19 protein-coding genes are annotated in these 22157 nt (G+C 35.4%); 14 read left to right on the top strand and 5 right to left on the bottom strand.

Annotation, left to right across the window (positions count from 1 at the left end; all coding sequences use genetic code 11):
* Genes H593_RS0101365 through H593_RS0101355 form a run of 3 tightly spaced genes read right to left on the bottom strand, consistent with a single transcriptional unit; the run spans position 1 to position 1525 of the window.
* Positions 1 to 480: a DUF2975 domain-containing protein gene (locus H593_RS0101365; protein ID WP_084142237.1), complete on the bottom strand. Its 480-nt coding sequence runs from the start codon at positions 478 to 480 to the stop codon at positions 1 to 3.
* 2 nt (positions 481 to 482) lie between these two features.
* Positions 483 to 1013, bottom strand: a complete 531-nt coding sequence (locus tag H593_RS0101360; RefSeq protein ID WP_051229584.1) for a DUF2975 domain-containing protein — start codon at positions 1011 to 1013, stop codon at positions 483 to 485.
* 2 nt (positions 1014 to 1015) lie between these two features.
* Entirely contained in the window at positions 1016 to 1525 is a 510-nt protein-coding gene (locus tag H593_RS0101355) for a DUF2975 domain-containing protein (protein ID WP_084142236.1), read from the bottom strand.
* Positions 1526 to 1669: 144 nt separating this feature from the next.
* Here H593_RS0101355 and H593_RS0101350 point away from each other — a divergent pair, with 144 nt between their 5' ends.
* From H593_RS0101350 to H593_RS0101285, 13 genes are all read left to right on the top strand, one after another.
* Positions 1670 to 2197: a hypothetical protein gene (locus H593_RS0101350; RefSeq protein ID WP_028870760.1), complete on the top strand. Its 528-nt coding sequence runs from the start codon at positions 1670 to 1672 to the stop codon at positions 2195 to 2197.
* A gap of 8 nt (positions 2198 to 2205) precedes the next feature.
* Positions 2206 to 3357, top strand: coding sequence for an aminotransferase class I/II-fold pyridoxal phosphate-dependent enzyme (locus tag H593_RS0101345; RefSeq protein ID WP_028870759.1), 1152 nt, complete (start codon positions 2206 to 2208; stop codon positions 3355 to 3357).
* A gap of 28 nt (positions 3358 to 3385) precedes the next feature.
* Positions 3386 to 3826, top strand: coding sequence for a putative signal transducing protein (locus H593_RS0101340; protein WP_028870758.1), 441 nt, complete (start codon positions 3386 to 3388; stop codon positions 3824 to 3826).
* Between the two features lie 7 nt (positions 3827 to 3833).
* The gene (gene bioD, locus H593_RS0101335; RefSeq protein ID WP_028870757.1) at positions 3834 to 4451 is read left to right on the top strand and encodes a dethiobiotin synthase; all 618 of its coding nucleotides are present in this window, start codon (positions 3834 to 3836) and stop codon (positions 4449 to 4451) included.
* 359 nt (positions 4452 to 4810) lie between these two features.
* Positions 4811 to 6076 carry an adenosylmethionine--8-amino-7-oxononanoate transaminase gene (gene bioA, locus H593_RS0101325; protein ID WP_028870755.1) on the top strand — a complete coding sequence of 422 codons (1266 nt, stop codon included), beginning with the start codon at positions 4811 to 4813 and terminating at the stop codon, positions 6074 to 6076.
* 149 nt (positions 6077 to 6225) lie between these two features.
* The gene (locus tag H593_RS0101320) at positions 6226 to 7386 is read left to right on the top strand and encodes a beta-ketoacyl synthase N-terminal-like domain-containing protein (RefSeq protein ID WP_037051146.1); all 1161 of its coding nucleotides are present in this window, start codon (positions 6226 to 6228) and stop codon (positions 7384 to 7386) included.
* A gap of 60 nt (positions 7387 to 7446) precedes the next feature.
* Positions 7447 to 8097 (top strand): hypothetical protein, encoded by a 651-nt coding sequence (locus H593_RS18295; protein WP_051229583.1) that lies wholly within the window; start codon positions 7447 to 7449, stop codon positions 8095 to 8097.
* Positions 8066 to 9496: a flotillin family protein gene (locus H593_RS0101310; RefSeq protein WP_028870753.1), complete on the top strand. Its 1431-nt coding sequence runs from the start codon at positions 8066 to 8068 to the stop codon at positions 9494 to 9496. The genes H593_RS18295 and H593_RS0101310 overlap by 32 nt, the downstream gene beginning before the upstream one ends.
* Positions 9497 to 9586: 90 nt before the next feature.
* On the top strand, positions 9587 to 10555 hold the full coding sequence (locus H593_RS0101305) for an alpha/beta fold hydrolase (protein ID WP_028870752.1): 969 nt from the start codon (positions 9587 to 9589) through the stop codon (positions 10553 to 10555).
* A gap of 34 nt (positions 10556 to 10589) precedes the next feature.
* Positions 10590 to 11684 (top strand): biotin synthase BioB, encoded by a 1095-nt coding sequence (bioB, locus tag H593_RS0101300; RefSeq protein ID WP_028870751.1) that lies wholly within the window; start codon positions 10590 to 10592, stop codon positions 11682 to 11684.
* Positions 11685 to 11999, top strand: coding sequence for a DUF3784 domain-containing protein (locus H593_RS0101295; RefSeq protein WP_037051142.1), 315 nt, complete (start codon positions 11685 to 11687; stop codon positions 11997 to 11999).
* Positions 12000 to 12139: 140 nt separating this feature from the next.
* On the top strand, positions 12140 to 13003 hold the full coding sequence (locus H593_RS0101290) for a cupin-like domain-containing protein (RefSeq protein WP_028870749.1): 864 nt from the start codon (positions 12140 to 12142) through the stop codon (positions 13001 to 13003).
* A gap of 102 nt (positions 13004 to 13105) precedes the next feature.
* On the top strand, positions 13106 to 13597 hold the full coding sequence (locus tag H593_RS0101285; protein WP_028870748.1) for a DUF6646 family protein: 492 nt from the start codon (positions 13106 to 13108) through the stop codon (positions 13595 to 13597).
* Between the two features lie 52 nt (positions 13598 to 13649).
* On the opposite strand, the gene H593_RS0101280 is transcribed toward H593_RS0101285, so the two are convergent.
* On the bottom strand, positions 13650 to 14123 hold the full coding sequence (locus tag H593_RS0101280; RefSeq protein WP_028870747.1) for a regulatory protein RecX: 474 nt from the start codon (positions 14121 to 14123) through the stop codon (positions 13650 to 13652).
* A 121-nt stretch (positions 14124 to 14244) separates the two neighbouring features.
* On the opposite strand from H593_RS0101280, the gene H593_RS0101275 reads away from it, so the two are divergent.
* Positions 14245 to 19689, top strand: a complete 5445-nt coding sequence (locus tag H593_RS0101275; RefSeq protein ID WP_028870746.1) for a choice-of-anchor D domain-containing protein — start codon at positions 14245 to 14247, stop codon at positions 19687 to 19689.
* A 57-nt stretch (positions 19690 to 19746) separates the two neighbouring features.
* On the opposite strand, the gene H593_RS0101270 is transcribed toward H593_RS0101275, so the two are convergent.
* The gene (locus H593_RS0101270) at positions 19747 to 22155 is read right to left on the bottom strand and encodes a TonB-dependent receptor plug domain-containing protein (RefSeq protein WP_028870745.1); all 2409 of its coding nucleotides are present in this window, start codon (positions 22153 to 22155) and stop codon (positions 19747 to 19749) included.
* Positions 22156 to 22157: the final 2 nt, after the last annotated feature.

The raw sequence follows: 22157 nt of genomic DNA, 5'->3' as shown, positions 1-22157 counted from the left end.
TTATATGGTTAGATCGTTTTCTTGTTTTAAAAGATTTCCGTTTTCTAAAATATCTGAAATGATATAGAGACTAAAACCTATAATCACTAAAAGAGAACTCTGTCCCGTTTCACCCAGAAATAAAATCTCTTCTGAACGTAAAAGTAATACCATATTGAAAACCATGTTCAAGAACCCTGATACCAAAAATAATTTTCCAGCAGTTTTGAATTTAGTTGCGCTTTTAGAATTGAAAAAACCACTTCTGATGATTTCTCCTAAACCACTTTTTACAAAAAATAAACCTGTAAATGATATTACGGAAAAGGCTAAGCTTACAAACTGTGTATAATATCCAAATACAAAATGTAATTCATGTCCTTTTGGGAAATTCATGAAGTCTGGAGGATAAACTACTAAGTAAAAATTAGCCATAAATTGGATAAAATAAATTACAATGAGAACCAATACAAAACCGTCTAAGAATTTTATTTTCTTCATAGCTATATCGTTAATTCGTTTTCTTGTTGAATCTCTGTAGCCCTCTTAAATAACGTGGCTACAATAAAAATAACTCCAGCCATGAATATATATGCAGATGTATTTATGTCTAACTGAGTGAACATTACTTTAACTTGTAACCCGATAATATAAGCATTAAAAGCAATACCAATAATACCAATACTCAACGCTAAGTAGCAAATTTTAAAAACTAAGTTCACAACAACCTTGTTAAAAGGCTTCTTAAAATTCATTGTTTTAAAAATTGAAATTAATAGATAAAAGAGATAAGCTTTCAAACCCGTAATCAGTATAAGGAGTATTACTACAATCGTGTAATGGGTACTACTAAAATCATAAAGAGTTGACAGATCAAGTCCCATATACAAATTCTCGGTAGCCCTTTTATTTCCAAATAGACTAATAATAGAGACGGTGGTTATCGCTCCTGCTTTAATACAATAACCTATAAATACAATCCAAGAGACTACATTCATGATATTGAAAATTCGTTCTGATTTTATTTGTATCATGATTATATAGTTAATTGGTTTTCTTCCTTAGCAATCTTTGCAACTTTAAATACTTCACTTAAGACCATGAAAAATAAGCCTAAACAAACGATAAAGATGTAAGGACTTAAACCTAAGCTGACCTCAATCCTCGACTCAAACACCAACTTAATCACAAAAAATAAAACACTTGCAGTTATTCCAGAAAACACCAGTAAATTTCCAATCGTGTTATAACTATTTATAATAAAGTCACTAAAAGGATTATGTTTTTGAAAATAACGCAACGTTTTTCTAAATACATAGAAACAATAAATCCCTATAAATACGATTACAAATAAAACTAAGGTTGATATTTTTAAAGAAAGACCTAAGTCTTCAATCTTACTATTATTTATTTCTAGAGGAATTTCTAAAATTGAAGGATCAATAAACATATAGACAGCTATAAATAGTAAAACAGGGATTACCGGTATACAGGTAACTATCCATATAAAGTCTACTAATGATTTCAAAATGAGGAGTTTTTTCATAATAAAACTTGCTAATAATTATTGTTTAACAATAACAAATGTACAAAAATTATTGATAAACAATAATTTTTTATTCAAGACATGTATATTTAATGTCTCTTAAGTTTCATTGGATTACTCCATTCATTATCTATATTTGTGGCTATGGATGCAATTATTAGATATACAAGAAAAGTCCCTATATGGAAAACTATTATAGGATTTGCTGCAATACTTGTAGGCCTTCTAGGTTTAATATCTCTACTATATTTAGCCTTAGTTCCTCTTCTCTTTGGGTTTATGATGTTAAAAACAGATGGTTCTGAAATTGATTTAGAATCAAAAACCTATAGAAAAACAGATGCATTACTAGGTTTTAGTATTGGAAAATGGCAAACACTTCAAAACCCAGAATATATCTCTGTCTTTAATACAACTGAGAATATTACTGTAAGAGTTGTAACTGCAGAAACCACAAATAACTTTCCCGTAATTGTATTGAACATTTTTTATGAGAGAAACAAAAAAATAACTGTTTACAAAACAGAAGAACTTAAAGACGCTTTTGACGTGGCTTCACATATCGCAGATGCATTAGCCATTGACCTTTTAGATGCTACAGTGAAAAATGATTATAAATGGGTTGACAAAGACACATTGAGAGAAAAAGGTGAAATTGTTTATACAGATTAAATCCAAACATGCTTCCTAAAAAACTACAAAACAAACTCAGCTCTAGAACACAGGACAATGCATTTAGACATCTAGGACAAGGAAATACCTTAGTTGATTTTTCTTCTAACGACTATTTGGGGTTTTCAAGGTCTACAACCATTTTTGAGAAGGCACATCAATATCTAATAAACCATAATCTCATACAAAATGGAGCAACAGGTTCAAGATTATTGACTGGAAATCATAGTTTATATACCACAGTCGAGCAACAAATAAGCACATTCCATAACACAGAAAGCGCTCTTATTTTCAACTCTGGCTACGATGCTAACGTAGGCTTCTTTTCATGTGTACCGCAACGAAATGATAGTATTCTATATGACGAATTTTGCCATGCCTCTATTCGTGACGGCATCAAAATGAGTAACGCCAAAGCGTTTAAGTTTAAACATAATGATTTAAACGATCTTACTCACCAACTATCACTTCGAGCGGCGTCTAGAAGCGAATTAAACGACGTGTATATAATCACAGAATCTGTATTTTCAATGGATGGTGATTCTCCAGACCTAAAAACACTCGCCACTATCTGCAAAAAAAACAAAGCAAACCTCATCATTGACGAAGCACACGCCATTGGAATTTTTGGAGAAATAGGCAACGGATTAGTCAACGAGCTACAACTCGAAGACTTCGTTTTTGCAAGAATCATAACCTTTGGTAAAGCACTAGGTTGTCATGGTGCAGCAATTTTAGGTCATCGTGATCTTAAAAACTATCTCATCAATTTTTCGAGAGCTTTTATTTATACCACAGCTTTGCCTCCTCATAGTTTAGCAACCATCCAAGCTTCTTATGATGAGATGCTGAATCAGGTTCAGCATGACAAAATAGAACTTCAAGAAAACATTAGTTTTTTCAAGGCTGAAATAAAACGACTTCAACTTCAGCAGTTATTCACAACTAGTAATTCTGCTATCCAATGTTGTATCATCTCTGGCAATGATCTGGTCAAGCACATTTCCGAAGCATTAAAAAACAACGGTTTTGACGTTAAAGCGATCCTCTCTCCTACCGTTCCAAAGGCAAAAGAACGTTTACGCTTCTGTTTACATAGTTATAATACTCATAAAGAAATTACCAAAGTTTTAGAGTTACTCACTACCTTTACACCCTGACATCAAATTAAACTATTGTCCTCGGAAAATGAGCGATACATTTATAACCATTGCAAGATTTCAATACACAACTGAAGCACAAATCATCAGAGGTCGCTTAGAAGCAGATGGTATAAAAGTCTTTCTAAAAGATCATTTAACAATAGATACAGATCCACTGGTGAGTAATGCCATTGGAGGTGTAAAACTCCAAGTATTGGCAAAAGATGCCATGAAAGCAAAACATATATTAAGTACCATTAACCAATATTCTATAGATGATGACGGTAACCCAATTGAATGCCCAAATTGCAGTAGCGGAACCGTTGAATTATTCTCGACAATAACCGATTTTAAATCCTTCTTCGCTTTCTTGGTTGGATTTATATTTGGCACGCTTCCGTTTCATACACGATATAAATACCAATGTGAAAATTGTAATACTCAATTTTCAAAAGAAGATATTAAACCCAATAGCAACAACGTTTAAATAAATTATGCAAACATATTTCATCACAGGTATTGGTACAGATGTCGGTAAAACGATAGTTTCTGCAATTGTAACTGAAGCTTTAGAAGCCGACTATTGGAAGCCTATTCAAGCAGGCGACTTAGACAATTGTGACACTAAAAAAGTGAAGCGCTTGGTCTCCAATACAACAACAAAATTCTATGACAATAGTTATGCGTTGCATACGCCTATGAGTCCGCATGCTGCTGCAGATATTGACAATATTACTATAGAATTGAAAAATATCAAACCGCCTAAAACTAAAAATAATTTAGTCATTGAAGGTGCTGGAGGTGTCTTCGTTCCTATCAATACAAAGAACACTATTTTAGACCTTATCAAACCAAACTATAAGGTGATTGTGGTATCTCGACATTATTTAGGCAGCATTAACCATACCCTTTTAACCCTTAATTTATTGAAAGAAAAAGGATTTGATATCGCTCTTATGTTCTCCGGAAATGAGCATAAAACATCAGAAGATATCATCATTAAAATGACGAACGTTAACGTTATTGGACGTATTGCCGAAGAGCCTTATTTTGACAAGAATGTGATTTTGGAATATGCTGATAAATTTAGAGATCAGTTAAAGTCACTTTAAAAGAAACAGACGTTTGGGTTCTCAGTAATTAAGTTGGATATTCAAACCCCAAATCAATGCTAAGCACTAACCATTGAAATACATACTATAAAACCCCTCATTTCAACTTGAGTTTTTGTTTTGTTTATTCGTCTATTCTTATTTTATGGTCCTCAGGATGTGCTCCGCAGTTTGTTTCAAGACAAAAGGAATGAAAGAATAAAAAAGGAAGTAGGTTCCTGCCTTCGTAGGAATGACAAAAAACAATTAGTTTTGTTACAACAACATAAAAGCAAGCAGACTTCACCGGTTTCAAAACCTGCGAGGTCAAAAAAACCAAGTTTAATAAAAAAGAGATTCCTGCCTTTGCAGGAAATGTTATGACCCTAAAACAAAGAGATAAAAAACACCTGTGGCATCCACTAAAGCAACACCAGCTGCATCCAGAAAGCCTTGCAATTATAAAAGCAAAAGGCTGTATCCTTACAGATGAAGATGGCAATGACTATATAGACGCCATTTCCTCATGGTACACCTCCATGTATGGACATTGCAACGATTATATCATCGAGAAGACCTACAAGCAAATGCAACAACTCGATCAAATCATGTTTAGTGATTTCACACATGAGCCTGCAATAAGCTTATCTGAAGAACTTATAAAAATACTGCCAGACGGTCAAAACAAGATTTTCTTTAATGATAACGGATCAACTGCTGTAGAAGCAGCCATCAAAATGGCATTGCAATTCCACTTCAATAGTGGTGACAAACGCGCTGTGTTTATGGCGTTTGAAAACGGGTTTCATGGTGATACTTTTGGAGCGATGAGTGTTTCGGGCTTATCGGTTTATAATGGTCCATTTGAAGAGTTCTTGATTGATGTTAAAAGGATTCCAACACCAGATGGGAACAATACTCAGCACATATTAAACCTCATTAAAGATTACAGTACACAAGATAATCTAGCAGGATTTATCTACGAGCCGTTAGTCCAAGGTGCTGCAGGAATGAAAATTCATGATGCCCATGGTTTAAACGAGATCCTATCCTATTGTAAACAACAGCAAATCTTAACTATTGCAGATGAAGTCATGACGGGTTTTGGTAAGACAGGACGTTATTTTGCATCAGATCATATCACGACCAAACCCGACATTATCTGTTTGAGTAAAGCGTTAACTGCAGGATTAATCCCAATGGCAATTACGTCTTGTACTCAAGCTATTTATGATGCTTTTTTAAGTAATGATATGGCTAAAGGCTTTTTTCACTGCCATACCTATTCGGCAAATCCAATAGCTTGCGCGACGGCTATTGCAGGAATTGAGCTTTTAATTTCTTCGGAAATTCAACACAACATCAAACAAATCTCCAAAGCTCATGAAGCATTTGAACTAAAGATTAAAAACCATCCAAACGTAAAATCAACACGACATATAGGTGTTATTTTTGCATTAGACCTCCATACCAAAATGGAACGTTATGGTGATTTAAGGGATAAACTCCTTAAATTCTTTATGGATCGAGGGGTCTTTTTAAGACCATTAGGAAATACGATTTATATTCAAGTGCCTTATGTGATTTCAGATACGCAGCTCAAAAAAGTGTATCAAGTCATTGAAGAGGCTTTGGAGATTGTATAGGTTTTCATCCGTCATTTCAAGGGGAGTCGAGACACTTAAGCATCTTGACTTCGCTCGATGTGATAGCACCCTAAATCAAAATCAATAAGACTCTAAAACCGTACAAGAAAATAAAGCGATATTAATATCTTTGTCAAAAACCAATTTACTTGCAACACCCTATTTCCATAACTGCACTAGCATCCATTTCTCCTTTAGGAAAAACGCCTATCGATATTTGGAATAACTATTTGAATGATTCTCATTGTTTCACTGAAAAAGACGGTGTTCTCGTGGCTACATTTCCGAAGGCATTAAAAGCAGACATTGAAGATTTACGGCAGTCTAACTCAAAATATAGAGCATTAGACAATTCGGTGTTATACGCTATTTTTTCTGCTCGTAACGCTATTAAAAGTGCTGGATGGAAAGCGACAGATAATTTTGGAATCAATATTGGGTCCTCGAGAGGTGCAACAGCGCTTTTTGAAACATATCATGAAGAATTTCTAAAAAACAAGAAAGCAGAAACCTTAAGTTCACCAACGACAACCTTAGGAAATATCGCATCATGGGTTGCTCATGATTTACAAACCCAAGGTCCAGAAATCTCACATTCTATAACCTGTTCTACCGCATTACATGCGATGCTCAACGGAATTGCTTGGATCAATTCTGGCATGTGTGACAAGTTTTTAGTAGGTGGTAGTGAAGCGCCTTTAACGGCGTTTACGATTGCACAAATGCAGGCTTTAAAAATTTATGCCAAGAGCGATGTCTCCTTGAGCGCAGTCAAAACGCTTTACCCAAACCAAGCCCTAAACCTTAATAAAACCGAAAACAGCATGATTCTTGGTGAAGGTGCAGCAATGGCTTGTCTAGAATCTGGAACAACCGAAAACGCTTTAGCACAAATTATTGGTATTGGTTACGCTACTGAAATCCTTGAACATAACGCGTCATTATCAACAAACGCGATTTGTTTTCAACGGTCAATGAGAATGGCTTTAGGCGATATAAATCCAGAAGACATAGACGTTATCGTCACACACACTCCGGGAACTATTAAAGGTGATCAGGCAGAAATTAATGCAATTACAACTATTTTTTGTAACAAAATCCCTGCATTGACTACTAATAAATGGAAGATAGGTCACAGCCTTGGTGCCTCAGGACTTTTAAATATTGAGATGGCAGTTATGATGTTACAACATCAAGAATTCATCGCGATACCCTACTTAAAAGCCAAAACACCAAAATATATCAAATATGTTCTTGTAAATGCCGTAGGATTTGGTGGCAACGCAGTCTCTATTTTACTTTCAAAATAAAATTGTAAGACATTTTTAAACGTCTTATCTTTAAGTATTAATTTTTAACACTAACCGACTATGGAATGGTTTTCAGCTTTAGATGGATTCTCTAAATTCTTTTGGATTATTGCGCTCATCGGCTCTCTAATTTTCGTTTTTGTAATCATAACGACCTTTCTTGGAATGGATGGTAGTGATGACTTTGATGGTCTAGATTCTGAAATTGATGCTGATGGAGGTATCGGGTTTCAATTTATCACGTTTAAAAATCTCGTTGGCTTCCTTACCATTTTTGGATGGATCGGTATTGCTTGTATCAATGTAGGGTTTTCAAAACCTGTAAGTGTCATCGTTGCTTTAGGTTGCGGATTACTAATGATGGGTATCATGGGCGCTATGTTTTATGGGATGAAAAAACTAACAGATAGCGGAACTTTAGATTACAAAAATGCCATTAATGCCATAGGTGAGGTATATCTTACCATTGGCGCAAATCGCACAAGGATGGGAAAAGTAAGCGTAAGAGTTCAAGGAACTTTAAGAGAACTTGAAGCGCTTTCAGATTCACTTTCTGAACTAAAATCAGGAAGCATCATTCAAGTTGTAGACGTCACCAGCAATGGCATATTAATAGTAGAACACACCAAAAAGCCAATAGAACCAATTAAAACAATAGAACCAGTTAAAACAAAAACCTATGAACTACCTAGTGATACAACAAAGCTTTGATTTAGGCTTTCCTATTGCAGCAGTTGCTGCATTACTTTTCGTCTTTGTCTTTCTAATCATTCTTATAAAACGCTACAAACGTTGTCCTTCTGACCGCATTTTAGTCGTGTATGGAAAAGTAGGTGGCGGTCAATCTGCCAAATGTATTCATGGTGGAGCAGCATTCATCATTCCTGTATTTCAGGATTATGAATTTCTAGAGTTAACACCAATATCTATTGAAGTAAACCTTGTAAATGCACTTTCTAAACAAAATATTCGTGTAAACGTACCATCACGATTTACTATTGGAGTTTCTACAGAACCTGGTGTCATGCAAAATGCTGCTGAGCGTTTATTAGGCCTAGGTCAAAATGAAATTCAAGAATTAGCTCAAGAAATTATTTTTGGCCAATTACGTTTAGTAGTGGCTTCAATGGATATTGAAGAAATTAATAATGATCGTGACAAATTCTTAACTAATATTTCTCAAAGTGTTGAAACGGAACTAAAGAAAGTTGGTTTAAAATTAATCAATGTAAACATTACAGATATCGTTGATGAGTCTGGTTATATTGAAGCTTTAGGAAAAGAAGCTGCAGCGCATGCTATTAACGCAGCACGTAAATCGGTTGCTGAAAAAACTAGAGATGGATCTATTGGTGAAGCCAATGCTGTACAGGATGAAAGAACACAGGTTGCTGCAGCCAATGCAAAAGCTGTAGAAGGAGAAAATACAGCAAAAATCGCAGTTGCAAATTCAGATTCATTACGTCGTCAACGTGAGGCAGAAGCAGAACGTGTGGCTATAGCATCTGAAAAAGTTCAAACGGCAAAAGCACTAGAAGAGTCTTACTCTGCAGAACAACAAGCAGAAGTCGCTAGAGCAGAGCGTGAGCGTTCATCTCAAATGGCAGATATTATCATTCCTGCGGAAATTGATAAACGCAAAGTAGAAATAGATGCAGAAGCAGAGGCTGAGCGTATTAGAAGACGCGCAAAAGGAGAAGCTGATGCGATACTGTTTAAAGCACAAGCCGAAGCGCAAGGTCAGTATGAAATCTTAACAAAACAAGCTGCTGGTATGGAACAAATTGTAAAGGCTGCTGGAAATAGCACCAGAGATGCTGTCTTATTATTGATTGCTGATAAATTACCAGAATTAGTAAGAACACAAGCGGAAGCTATCAAAAATATCAAAATCGATAAAGTGACTGTTTGGGATAGCGGTGCCACTAGCGAAAACGGAAAATCGTCTACAGCTAATTTTTTATCAGGTATGTACAAATCGGTTCCGCCATTACAGGACATGTTTAATATGGCTGGTATGGATTTGCCTGAGTATTTAAAAGGTAAAGACAAAGCAGCTGCAGCAGACACGAAAACACTTCCGAATAAAAAAGAAGACAACGAGAGTTAATAGAGTGAGTACCTCATTATAAAAATCCGCTTCTTAGCGGGTTTTTTTTGTCACGCTCTTTATAATTACAGGTACAATAAACTCATCATTATGACCTCTACACTAAAAGTTTTATTTGTTTTTGCTTGTTTTACTTTTTCAACAGTTTATTCACAAACAGATCCCAATATCTTCGATAAATTTGAATCCGAGTTTTATAACATTGATGGTTACAACATCAATGTAGAAGTTCTAGGTGAAGGCGATCCCATATTTTTTCTTCCTGGAGGTCCTGGTAATTCTCATGATTATATGCAAGGTGCTTTTGGGCAGTATTATAAAACCAATACCGTTGTGTTTTTTGATTGGTTGGGTCGCGGTATGAGTGATGACGCCAAAAACACTACTGAATACAGTGTAGAAGCAGATGTTGAACTCATTGAGAAACTGAGAACGCTTCTAAAATTTGACAAAATCTCACTTGTTGGACATTCTTATGGAACCGTTCCTGCGCAAGCCTATGCTATAAAATATAAAGACAATGTGAAAAATATGGTACTCATAAATGGGTTCCATTCTGGAGCCATGTGGCAAGCCAATTGTGATAGCTATAACCATTATGCTAAAACGCATTTTCCTGAGAAATGGGTTGCTGTAGATTCTCTTCGGAAATTAGGATACGTATCTAGTCAAGACCCACTAAAAACAGTTTATGGAGATTTCCCTACAAAATACATCTACTATCATAATACGGCGTTACGATCAAAAGTTCCGAAGAAAAAATACAGAGGTTGGGCTGGAGATGTCTATACTGCAATTATTGGAAATGATGGTGATTTTGATGTCTCTGGGAGTATGATTAATCAAGACTATAGACAACAATTAAAAGATGTGAACGCTAAAACATTAATTGTTGCTGGACGATATGACGGTGTATCAACACCAGAGTTTGCAGTACACTATAAAACTTACATGCCTCAAGCTCAATTTGAAATGTTTGAACAAAGTGGCCATAACCCTTACCTAGAAGAACCTGAAAAATTTTATGCGATTTTTGATGAATTTATGGGTGTAAAATAAGTATTTTTGATTTTAATAAGACTAACCCATTACTATGAGCGAGATGAAACACAATTGGACCAAAGAAGACGTATTAGCGATTTACAACAAACCTCTAATGGATTTGCTTTTTGATGCTGCCACAATTCACCGGGTGCATCACGATCCAAATACGGTTCAAGTGTCTACATTATTATCTATAAAAACTGGTGGTTGTCCTGAGGATTGTGGTTATTGTCCGCAAGCAGCAAGATACCATACCGATATTGAAGGTAATGATCTCATGACCGTACAACAGGTAAAAGCTCAAGCGTTGCGTGCAAAATCTTCGGGAAGCTCTCGCGTTTGCATGGGAGCAGCTTGGCGTAATGTAAAGGATGGCGAAGAGTTTGATCAAGTCTTAGAAATGGTGAGAACCATTAACAAACTAGAAATGGAAGTGTGTTGTACACTTGGTATGATTACCGAAAATCAAGCACAGCGTTTGGCCGAAGCTGGTTTATATGCCTACAATCACAACTTAGATTCTAGTGAAGAATATTATAAAAAAGTAATTTCTACCCGTGGCTATGAAGACCGCTTAGAAACTATTGATAATGTAAGAAAAACCAATGTAACGGTTTGCTCTGGCGGCATTATTGGTATGGGTGAAAATATTGAAGATAGAGCGGGCATGTTAGTCGCTCTAGCGACATTGAATCCCCAACCAGAATCAGTTCCAATCAATGCTTTAGTTGCTGTTGAAGGAACCCCTCTTGAAGACCAAAAACCAGTATCTATTTGGGATATGGTGCGTATGGTTGCTACTGCTAGAATTGTGATGCCAGAAACTCAAGTGCGATTAAGTGCTGGACGAACTGAAATGTCTCGTGAAGGTCAAGCCATGTGTTTCTTTGCAGGTGCTAACTCTATTTTTGCTGGTGATAAACTATTAACCACACCTAATCCAGATGTAGGTGAGGATATGGAAATGTTTAAACTATTAGGTTTAAATCCGCAAAAACCATTCGTCAAAAAAACGCAACCAGAAACGATTGAGGCCACTGATTCTCAATATCAAACGCTAGGTGAAAAACCAAAATGGACACGTCCTAATCACAAAATTGAGCGTAATGAAGAGGCCAAACAAAAAGCTAAAATTTTGAAATAAATGAATATAATGGTTGCTATAATTTTTATAGTTCTTGGCCTATTGATAAAATATGGCAAACTCTATATGCTTATTGCAGGTTATCATACCATGTCTAAAGAAGAACAGAAAAAAGTAGACATTCGAGGTATTGCCAGTGTGTTTAGAAATGGGATGTTTGGAATGGCTGCATTACTGCTTTTAGGTTCTGCGTTGTCTCTATGGCTTGCAGATGATCGTATAGAATTATATCTATTTTTTCTATCCATTGCCATTGGGCTTCCTTATATACTGATCGTCTCAAACTCGAATAAATATAAAATCAAGAACGATTAATAATGCATACGTATTATTTTTTCTTCGGAAATTAACCCCTTCCAAAAACCGTCATCTTGATTGAAACGTATACATTTTAGTAAACAATTAATTTCATTTGGTAACGTTTGCTTAACTTTGAAATCTAAATTTTTCCTCTTTTGAAACTCAATCTTCAGGATATTCCTCGTGTTAAAAACATTAGTAAAGAGGACTTTATACAGGATTACTTTAAACCACAAAAACCTGTGGTGATTGAGCAGGGTATAACAAACTGGCCTGCATATAATAAATGGAGTTTAGACTACATTAAAGATGTTGCGGGAGATCTTACCGTACCTTTGTATGATGACCGTCCTGTAGATTACAAAGATGGCTTTAATGAGCCTCATGCGACAATGAAAATGAGTGCGTACGTTACCTTACTCCAATCTGAGCCCACAAAATACCGTATTTTTCTTTGGAATCTCTTAAAGGAAATCCCGCAATTACAAAAAGATTATACGTTTCCTGATTTTGGTTTAAAATTAATGAAGCGTCTTCCCATGTTATTTTTTGGAGGTAAAAACTCCCATACATTCATGCATTATGATATTGACTTAGCCAATATCTTTCATTTCCACTTTGAAGGCAAAAAAGAATGCATTTTATTTGACCAGAAACAAAACGAGTATTTATATAAGATTCCGCATTCATTAATTACTCGAGAGGATATTGATTTTTCAAATCCAGATTTCAAAAAATGGCCTGCACTCCAACATGCAAAAGGCTGGCAATGTGAATTAAATCATGGCGAAGTATTATACATGCCAGAAGGCTATTGGCATTATATGAAATACCTAACTCCAGGGTTTTCAATGAGTTTACGTGCTATTGCGAGACGTCCCAAAAACTTTGGCCAGGCCATATATAATCTTGTCATTATGCGCAATTATGATAATCTCATGAGACGTATAAAAGGACAAACCTGGATTGATTGGAAAAACGAACAGGCTATTTCTCGTACCCATAAGAGTTTTAAATAAAAACACTTGAGTATTAAAAAGTTGTAATATATTTGCATATTCAAATTAAAAAAGAGCCGTGACTGGCGGTCGATAAAACACTTAAATTGAAAATTTAAAAAAATGAAAAACATACTATTAATTTTAGCGCTAGTCTCTGTTTCATTGTTAAACGCGCAAGCATTTACAGGTAAAGGAGATCAAAAATTTCAAGTTGGAGCAAACATCCAAGATGAAGCAACAGGAATCAATGTGACTTATGATTATGGTTTAGGAGAAAATATTTCAGTAGGAATCTCTTCAAGTTATGCCTTAGGAATTGATGACAGATTAGATGCCGATTTTGGCGATCGTTTTGACTTAAGAGGACGATTTAGTGCTAACCTAGGTAATGTATTGAATATTGATGATAATTTTGATTTATATCCTGGTCTAAACATAAGTCTAAAGAATTTTGGTGGTCATTTAGGTGCACGTTATTTCTTTTCTGAAGGTTTTGGCGTATTTACAGAAGCTACTTTTCCATTAGCAAAATACAGCAATGACAAGTCAGATGCTGGCTATTACATTCACAATCAGTTCGCTTTAAATATTGGAGCTGTATTTAATTTATAAGTTACAAGTTAAAACATAGAATCAAAAAGCATCTTAAATTAAGATGCTTTTTTTATGGAATTAACTCTCGTATTTTATCATACACCAAATGGCTTTCCCAACCTCTGTAAAAAAGGTAATCTGCTAATTTTTTTCGTTTCTTTTGAGCATTCGTTTCTCTAATGGTCTCTGCTTTTTTTTCTGCTAAAGCGTGAAACGTATTGTAATAATCCACATCACTAATTTCTTTGAGCGCAATGGTTATTATGGTTTTACTAATATCTCGTCGTTTGAGTTCTATCTGGATGCGCTGTTTGCCCCATTTTTTTATTCTAAACTTCCCTCGTGTATAAGCCTGAGCAAAACGCTCTTCATTCAAGAAATTATGTTGTAATAAGTGTACAATAATCTTGTCTCTCGCCTCAGGAATCATTTTCATATCATATAATTTCTGGGTGACCTCTTTATGACAACGCTCTTGATAGGCGCAATAATGCTCTAGCTTTTTTTGCGCTTCATCGACGGTATATGTTTTTTGTAGATTCATAGGGCAAATATATAACGTTTTGTTAATAAAAGTCATACCTTAACTGATTCAGTAGTACGTATATTTGCGTAATTTTGTGCGCGTATATTGTTAGCATATATATTACAATTAATTCATCCTTATGAAAAAGAATTACGCCCTCGTTTTAATTGCATTTTTGTGTGCAGTATGGTCTGGTTATGGGCAAGTGACATTTGCTAAACAAAGTTTTGAAACTTCAGGAGACACATGGACTCCTTTAACTTTTTCGACTCCTCCTTGTACAAATGGAGATGATCGATGGGATTACTCGACTACGTTAAGTGCAATAAACCCCAGTGATGGTCCTCAATTTTGGGGAATTACAGATTTAAACGGGAATTGTGGTGGTAACGATTTTGAAACTATATCCTTACCAAATTTTGATACATCGGCATACATAAGCAAAACAATTTCGTTTGATTATAATATTATCGGATTTGACAATGGGGATGATATCCTTTATGAAGTGTTTTTTGATAATTTAAGCCAAGGTGATGTGCTTTTGGTTGATGGAACTGATAATTTTACGACTAGTGGATGGCTAACAGAAACTATAACTATTCCTGATGCGACAATTGATGTTAGAATTGTTTTATCTGCAAAACAAAATGGCCCTGACTTTGGAGCTTTTGATAATATTATTTTAGAAGGAACGACTGCCACTCCATCTCCCAACATCACAGCCACACCAACAACTATTAATAATTTAGACTATGCTTTTGGTTCTGGCCCATCCGCTTCACAAAGTTTTGATGTTACTGGAGACCTATTAGTTGCTGGAACAACAACAACAGTAACTTCTAATTCTACAGATTTTGAAGTATCACTTACCGCTGTTGGTGGTTATGCTAATGCTGTAAACATACCTGCTGCAACACTAAATGGTACAACTACAATTTATACTAGATTAGTAGCTGGTCTTACTGAAAACACTTACAGTAATTCGATTTCAATCACCAATACCACACCAGGACTATCTAGTACACCAACCATAAATGTGAGTGGTGAAGTGACACAAGCACTTTGTGTCGCCCCTTCAGGACAGCCAACAGGTTTAACATTAACAAACATTACTGGGTCATCAATTGATGGTTCTTTTACCGCAGCAACTGCTGATGAATATTTAATTATTGTAAGTACATCGGCTACTCTAAGTGGAAACCCTGTTGATGGAACTATATATACAAATGGAGACCCGTTAGGTGGAGGAACTGTCGTGCAAAGCTCTAACGCTACAATATTTATAGCTTCTGGATTATCACAAACAACTCAATATTATTTTTTCGTTTTTGCATATAACAATTCTCCTTGTGCAGGAGGTCCTGCTTACAATAGCACTAATCCTTTAACCGCTAATGCAACCACGATTACTGGACCTTGTGCTAGTGAATCTTTTGTTAACGTTAGTGATGATGGTACTTATAACACAAAAAACTGGACTGGTGATAATAGTATAGATTGGACTGCCACAGACTCAAGGTCTGATCAAGATTTGAATGGTGATGAAGCTATAATGCTAAGAACTGGCTCGTTAACTAACGATACTTCTTTTCCAGGAGGTTGTGGTATTATCACATTTGATTATGCTCGAATTTTCACAGGAAACTCTACATTACAAGTCTTTGTTGGAGGAACACAATATGGTGGAAATATAACAGTAAGTAATACTACCTCAAGCACCTTTACAGCAACCATAAACGTAACTGGAACCATAGATATCGAATTAAGAAATTCTGGAAATAGAACCCTTATTTCTAATTTATCTTGGACTTGCTATACGGGTACTCCGAACCCAGAACTTCAATTAGTTGATAATACAGCGTCAAATCAAAATTGTGGCTATACCATTGATTTTGGTAGCTTAGCTAGTGATGGAAGTTCTTCAAATTTAACTTTTGATATTGAAAATAATGGAACTGCAGATTTAAATATCTCGTCACTAAATTTAACTGCTGGAGATTTCACTATTGTTTCTCCAACAGCGCCATTGACTTTAACTGCTGGGAATTCTCAAACTATAACAGTACAGTTTACACCAACTTCTGATATCATATTGACAAGCGTTTTAATAATCAATAATAATGATATTGACGAAGGTTCATGTATTGTCAATTTAACAGGAGAGGGGTTTACGCCTAGTCCTAATATCATAGTTAGAGGAGTGACAGGTAGTAATCCAACTATTGCGAATGGTAGTACATCAACACTAGGATTTAACAATACATTATACGCACAACAAACTATTAATGCAACACAACAAACAAAGTCCTTTAGGGTTGGAAATGAAGGAGGAACAGCAGATTTAACAGTCTCTAATATAACACTCACTGGAGATACAGCAGACTTTTTTGTGACTTCAAGTTTTACAAACCCTTTTGCAGCTGAAACTTCACAAGATTTCACAATTACTTTTCAACCTACCACATTATCTGGATTTAGAAGTGTTACGGTGTCTATAGCTAACTCTGATCCCAATAAAAATCCCTACACATTTGTTGTGGGAGGAACAGCAAATTGTCCATCAGTAAGTGGAACATTATCTCCTATTGAGGGTCCTGCAGGTACAACGGTGACAATCCTTTCTCCTGGAAATGATTTAACAGGAGCCACTGCCACTTTAAATGGTGTTGCCCTTACAACAATCTCAGATACAACTGCAGAGCTTGTTGTAAGACTGCCTAATACAATTACTGTAGGTGGACCATTGAGTGTTCAGCTTACTACCAGTTGTGTTTTCAGTAATACATTCACGCTTTTAAATGACACTATTTCTGGTTGTGAAACAAGCACTAGTGCAACAGTGTCAGACTTATTTATTAGTGAAGTCACTGATTCTCCTTCGGGCAGTTTAACTTATGTTGAATTATATAATGCTACTGGAGCAACAATCAATTTTGCAACGACCAATTACAGTATAGTACTCTACAACAATGGAAATAGAACGGCACCAAAAACACTAGTCTTGGACTCAGGCTCTGTTACTAATAATAGTACCTATGTCATAGCAATGGGCGTATTACCAGCATCTTCTCAGTGCGCTGTTGCAGGTGGCGATGGTAGTTTAGCTCAAATAGAACAATCACTAGTAGGCGCAAGTATTAACTTCTTTAGGGAGGTTTCTGGAGTAGATAACCCAAATCTGGGACATGATTTTATTAGTTTAAACTCACCAGCTGCTATTACTGGTGCTAATCCTAATGGAATCGTTGATGCTTGGGGAACTTCTGGAGATGAAACATGGGCCACTGGTTTAGGATTGAATAATAAAGGTGCTAATTTCCAAAGAGATACCTCTTCAATAATACCAAACCCAGATCCGAATTTTATAGCTACAGCATGGATAATAACAGATTGGAATGATACAGATTGTAGTGATGTTGATTATTCTACGATGGGAGCTTATGACTTCTCTACGGGTGTAGCACCAACAGTTACTTTACAACCCATTGATCCAACTTTTGCATGTAACTTCTCAGCAAGTTTAACGATAGCGGGAATAGAAGGCTTTGACGAACCAACAGATACTCAAGATTTAGAATACAGATGGTTTTTTAATGCACCTGGATCAAATACTTGGGATGAAATCTTAACATCTAATACAAGTTACACTGGTCAACAATCTGTAACTTTAAATATATTAGATACGTCTAACTTCAATGACTATCAATATTACTGTCAAGTGCGTGAAGATAATATTACTTGCTATATTGCAACTAACGCTGTTCTTTTAGATATCCGTAAATCTGTTTGGGATGGCACTAATTGGTCTTCTCCACCTGCTATTGATAGCATTGTGTTTATTGATGGTGATTATGACACCAGTGTTGGTGGACCAAATAACGAGACGAGCTTTGAAGCCTGTCAATTAATTGTTAATACAGGACATACTTTAAGCATAGAAAATAATACGTTTGTTAGAGTTCAAAATAATCTAACGGTTAATGGAAATATCATCATTAAAACAGACGGCTCTTTTGTACAAGTTGATGACTTAGCCATCGTTGATGGAGATGTTTTGACTGATAAAACAAAAATAACTGTTGAAAAAGAAACCGCATTTTTAAATACTTATCAAGAATATACGTATTGGTCATCTCCCGTTTCTGGAGAGACTATTGAAGACGGTTTAAACGAAGCTTCTGCTGTAAGACGCTTTTGGTTTAATGCCCAAAACTATTTAGACGAAACCCAAGAAACGAATAACGATGACGCTACATTAGATGGACAAGATGACATAGATGATGATGCTAATGATTGGACACCTGCTGCTGCTGCTAGCACAATGCTTGCTGGTGTGGGATACGCTTCCACACTTAAATCATTCCTGTTTACTTTTCCAGCAAGATATAAGTATGACTTCCAAGGACCATTCAACAATGGTATCATTACTGTTCCTATTTACAGGAATGATGTTGAAACTATGGACAACAACTGGAATTTTATTGGTAACCCCTACCCTTCTGCAATAGATGCCGATTTGTTTTTAACGGCTAACACAAGTATAGATCAAACAGTAGGTTCTACCAGTGGTGCTATTTTCTTTTGGTCGCACAAAACTAATGCTGATGGCACTACCAATGGTAATGAAAACTTAAACTACTCACAAAGTGATTATGCTATTATAAACGGATCTGGGCAAACTATGGGTGGAGATCTACTTATGCCAACAAGACATATCCCTTCAGGACAAGGATTCTTTGTATCTATGGATGATGGCTCTAGTTCAACTTTGGTAGGTGGCACCGGCACCATTAGAACAACAGATGTAATTTTCAATAATAGCATGAGAGTTACTGGAAATAACGACCAATTCTTTAGAAACAATAGTGCTAATCAAGACAACAAAATTTGGTTAAACTTAACGTCTGATAATGGTGTGTTTAATCAAATTCTAGTCGCTTACATAGATGGCGCGACAGATGGTAATGATGGTATGTATTTTGATGCCTCTAAAAACCTTTCAACAAACGCTAACTCAATAATTTATTCTATAATTGAAAATAGTACTCCTACAAAATTTGCAATTCAAGGTAAAGAACCAAACAGTTTAGACACTGAGGAAATTATACCTATTGGCTTTTACACTTCAATTGATGACGCCACATTATATACTTTCTCTATTTATCAATTAGAAGGTGAATTCATGACGACTAACACCGTTTATCTTAAAGATATGCTTATGAATATCACTCATAACTTAAGCTCAAATGATTATACATTTACTTCGGAAACTGGAGAATTCAACGACCGTTTTGAAATTGTTTTTCAACCCGAATCACTTTCAATAAACGAGAACGAGGTATCTCCTAACGATTTAACCATTATAGAACTAAGTAATGGAGATGTGAAATTTTCCGTAGGGAAGAATATGACTATCAATGCTGTTGAAATCCTAGATATTTTAGGGAGAACGATCTACAAACTAAGAGGTCAAAATAATACTGAAACGTATAATTTATCGCAATTAAGTAAGGCTGCTTATATCGCTAGAGTAAGGCTATCTAACGGACAAACGATTACTAAAAAGGCTGTAAAAACAAATTAAAACAGATACTATGTTTTAAAAAAAAAGAGGTTTTGGTCGACACTAAAACCTCTTTTTTTATAGACTATATCTAAGAGAAATAATTAAATTTCTTCCTGGCGCTGCAATACCAGAAGAATAGGTTTTATACCGTTGATCTGTCATATTCTCTAAAGAAGCTGTTATTGTTAGCACTTTAGAGTAGCGATACCTAGTTCTCAAATTTAACGTGTACCATGAAGGCGAATAAGGATTTCCATTAGCATCTAAAGCATATATAAAATCTTTAGATTGCTCTGAAGGAGCTAGTTTATTGAATGATAATTCATTGTTGTACTCTGCAAAAGCATCTATTAAAAATCTACCAGATTCCCATGTAATATGTGTGTTTCCAAAATTTGGAGCTATATGTCGCACTGGAACCTCAACACCATCATCTTCCTCAGTACCTCCTATAATATTATATTGTGATGTCAATCTTAGTTTATCAGAAATATTTAATTTCATTCCTACTTCAAATCCATAAATCCACTCTTTAGAAGCATTTTGAATCGCTTGTATATTGCTCAATTCTCCGTCATATAAAATTTGAGATTCTCCATTTAAAGTATAATTTCTTCTTATGAGAGCGTTATCCAGAAACGTATAATACGTTGCCATATCTAAAACGAATATATTGTCAAAATTAAGCTTTAGACCTAATTCAACTCCATAAGCATACTCTGGTTTTAAATTTTGATTTGGTACAACAACAGAACCTGGTTCAGAGTCAAACACCTTACCGATATCATCTATATTTGGAGCTCTAAATGCCGTAGATGCATTTAATTTCCATTGTATCATCTCACTAGGAATCCAACTTATACCAGCAGTCCCTGTTAACGCTCCTGCATCAAGTTTTGCTGAATTAAAAGGGAGGTTTAAAAACTCATTATTCTCACTAAAATCGGCATTAGCAACCACATGATTATAGCGTAAACCCGATTGAAACACAAACGTGGTATTTGGTTTGTATTTAAAACTCGCATAAGCCGCTAAAGATTGCCAATTAGAACCATTTGGGTATCTCGATACTGTTGGACTCGCCGTATTTGTAACGATATCGACCTCTTCTCCAGTTGAGTTTATATGATTATAAACATACTCCAAGCCATAAAACAGTTTACTCTTTTCATTCAAGCCTTTTTCGAAATCAACATTAAGAGAATACGCATCTACTGCTTCTTCCCTTACATTTCTAATGCTTGATTGAAAATCTCGATCGAATCTACCTTCTTGAAAATTTTGATATGCAGCTGTTGCTTGAATTTTATCATACAAGTTTGAACTACTACTTAATTTGGTCACTTGAAGATTACCCATAAACCAACGTTGCGGTCCATAATCCCACTCTGCAGAACGTAATTGATCATCGCGATACCTCAGCAACCTATCATATCTTGGATAGCTAGATGTTGTTGTATAATACAGTCCTAAATCAAAACTTAAATCTTCCTTTGGTTCGTACCTAACTTTTTGTAAAACATTGATTTGATCGTATCCTGTCGGCGTTTGAATGCGAGGGTTTTCATTTTGAACGATAACGTCTTCACCATTGATGGTTTCAACATATTCTGTTCTTAAGTAATCATCAGGCCCATGTTTTCCCATTCTAAGGTCATCAAAGTCTGTATAACTCAAACTGGTCAAAAAGGCCCATTTTTTTAACCCAAAATTTAAATCTAAATGTCCTGTTTTTTCTTTGTTAGCAGAAGCGTATCTAACCGCTGTATTAGCACTAAAAAACAAGGAATCTTTATATGATAATTGCGGTTTTTGGGTATAAAAACTCATGACACCACCAATGGCATCACTTCCATAAACTACTGAACCTGCTCCTAAAGTTATTTCTGTATTTTGAATTGTAAATGGATCAATAGAAATTACGTTTTGTGAGTTTCCGCCTCTAAATGTGGCATTATTCATTCTAACACCATCTACTGTAATTAACAATCGATTTGTAGAAAACCCTCTAATCATCGGACTTCCTCCTCCTAATTGACTTTTTTGAATATAGACATTACCTGTACTCTCCAAAAGGTCTGCGCTAGTTTGTGGGTTTTCAAATTCAATATCCTTTGTGCTAATATTAACTATAGTTTGCGGTATATCGCGTTTACTTTGCTCAAACTTAGATGCAGAAATAACAATTTGATTTAGACCTTCTATTTTAGACACCAAATACACCGTGAAATCAAGACCTGACTTTACAATCTTTATAGATGTCTTCTTGTATAATAAGTTTTGAAAATAGATAGTCTCATTAATATCAAAACGCTCTAATGAGGCTTTACCTTCTAAATTAGTTATAGCAAATTTATCTTTTTCGAAATTAAAAATAGTAACACCAACTATAGGTTTTTTTGTACCCTCTTCTAAAACTGTTACAGTTTGAGAATGGCCTATTATGAAAGAAAAAATAAATAAAACTGAAAGTCTTAACGTCATAC

The sequence above is a fragment of the Psychroserpens burtonensis DSM 12212 genome, from assembly GCF_000425305.1.
Taxonomy (GTDB): Bacteria; Bacteroidota; Bacteroidia; order Flavobacteriales; family Flavobacteriaceae; genus Psychroserpens; species Psychroserpens burtonensis.
The sequence above is the reverse complement of the archived record's forward strand: the minus strand, read 5'-3'. Positions and strand labels throughout refer to the sequence as shown.

Excerpts from the sequence above, each read along its gene's own strand:
- H593_RS18295 (WP_051229583.1), top strand. The coding sequence starts at position 7,447 with ATGGAATGGTTTTCAGCTTTAGATGGATTCTCTAAATTCTTTTGGATT.
- H593_RS0101355 (WP_084142236.1), bottom strand. The coding sequence starts at position 1,525 with ATGAAAAAACTCCTCATTTTGAAATCATTAGTAGACTTTATATGGATA.
- H593_RS0101295 (WP_037051142.1), top strand. The coding sequence starts at position 11,685 with ATGAATATAATGGTTGCTATAATTTTTATAGTTCTTGGCCTATTGATA.
- bioA (WP_028870755.1), top strand. The coding sequence starts at position 4,811 with ATGACCCTAAAACAAAGAGATAAAAAACACCTGTGGCATCCACTAAAG.
- H593_RS0101305 (WP_028870752.1), top strand. The coding sequence starts at position 9,587 with ATGACCTCTACACTAAAAGTTTTATTTGTTTTTGCTTGTTTTACTTTT.
- H593_RS0101360 (WP_051229584.1), bottom strand. The coding sequence starts at position 1,013 with ATGATACAAATAAAATCAGAACGAATTTTCAATATCATGAATGTAGTC.
- H593_RS0101310 (WP_028870753.1), top strand. The coding sequence starts at position 8,066 with ATGAACTACCTAGTGATACAACAAAGCTTTGATTTAGGCTTTCCTATT.
- H593_RS0101285 (WP_028870748.1), top strand. The coding sequence starts at position 13,106 with ATGAAAAACATACTATTAATTTTAGCGCTAGTCTCTGTTTCATTGTTA.
- bioD (WP_028870757.1), top strand. The coding sequence starts at position 3,834 with ATGCAAACATATTTCATCACAGGTATTGGTACAGATGTCGGTAAAACG.
- H593_RS0101365 (WP_084142237.1), bottom strand. The coding sequence starts at position 480 with ATGAAGAAAATAAAATTCTTAGACGGTTTTGTATTGGTTCTCATTGTA.
- H593_RS0101340 (WP_028870758.1), top strand. The coding sequence starts at position 3,386 with ATGAGCGATACATTTATAACCATTGCAAGATTTCAATACACAACTGAA.
- H593_RS0101280 (WP_028870747.1), bottom strand. The coding sequence starts at position 14,123 with ATGAATCTACAAAAAACATATACCGTCGATGAAGCGCAAAAAAAGCTA.
- bioB (WP_028870751.1), top strand. The coding sequence starts at position 10,590 with ATGAGCGAGATGAAACACAATTGGACCAAAGAAGACGTATTAGCGATT.
- H593_RS0101350 (WP_028870760.1), top strand. The coding sequence starts at position 1,670 with ATGGATGCAATTATTAGATATACAAGAAAAGTCCCTATATGGAAAACT.
- H593_RS0101270 (WP_028870745.1), bottom strand. The coding sequence starts at position 22,155 with ATGACGTTAAGACTTTCAGTTTTATTTATTTTTTCTTTCATAATAGGC.
- H593_RS0101275 (WP_028870746.1), top strand. The coding sequence starts at position 14,245 with ATGAAAAAGAATTACGCCCTCGTTTTAATTGCATTTTTGTGTGCAGTA.
- H593_RS0101345 (WP_028870759.1), top strand. The coding sequence starts at position 2,206 with ATGCTTCCTAAAAAACTACAAAACAAACTCAGCTCTAGAACACAGGAC.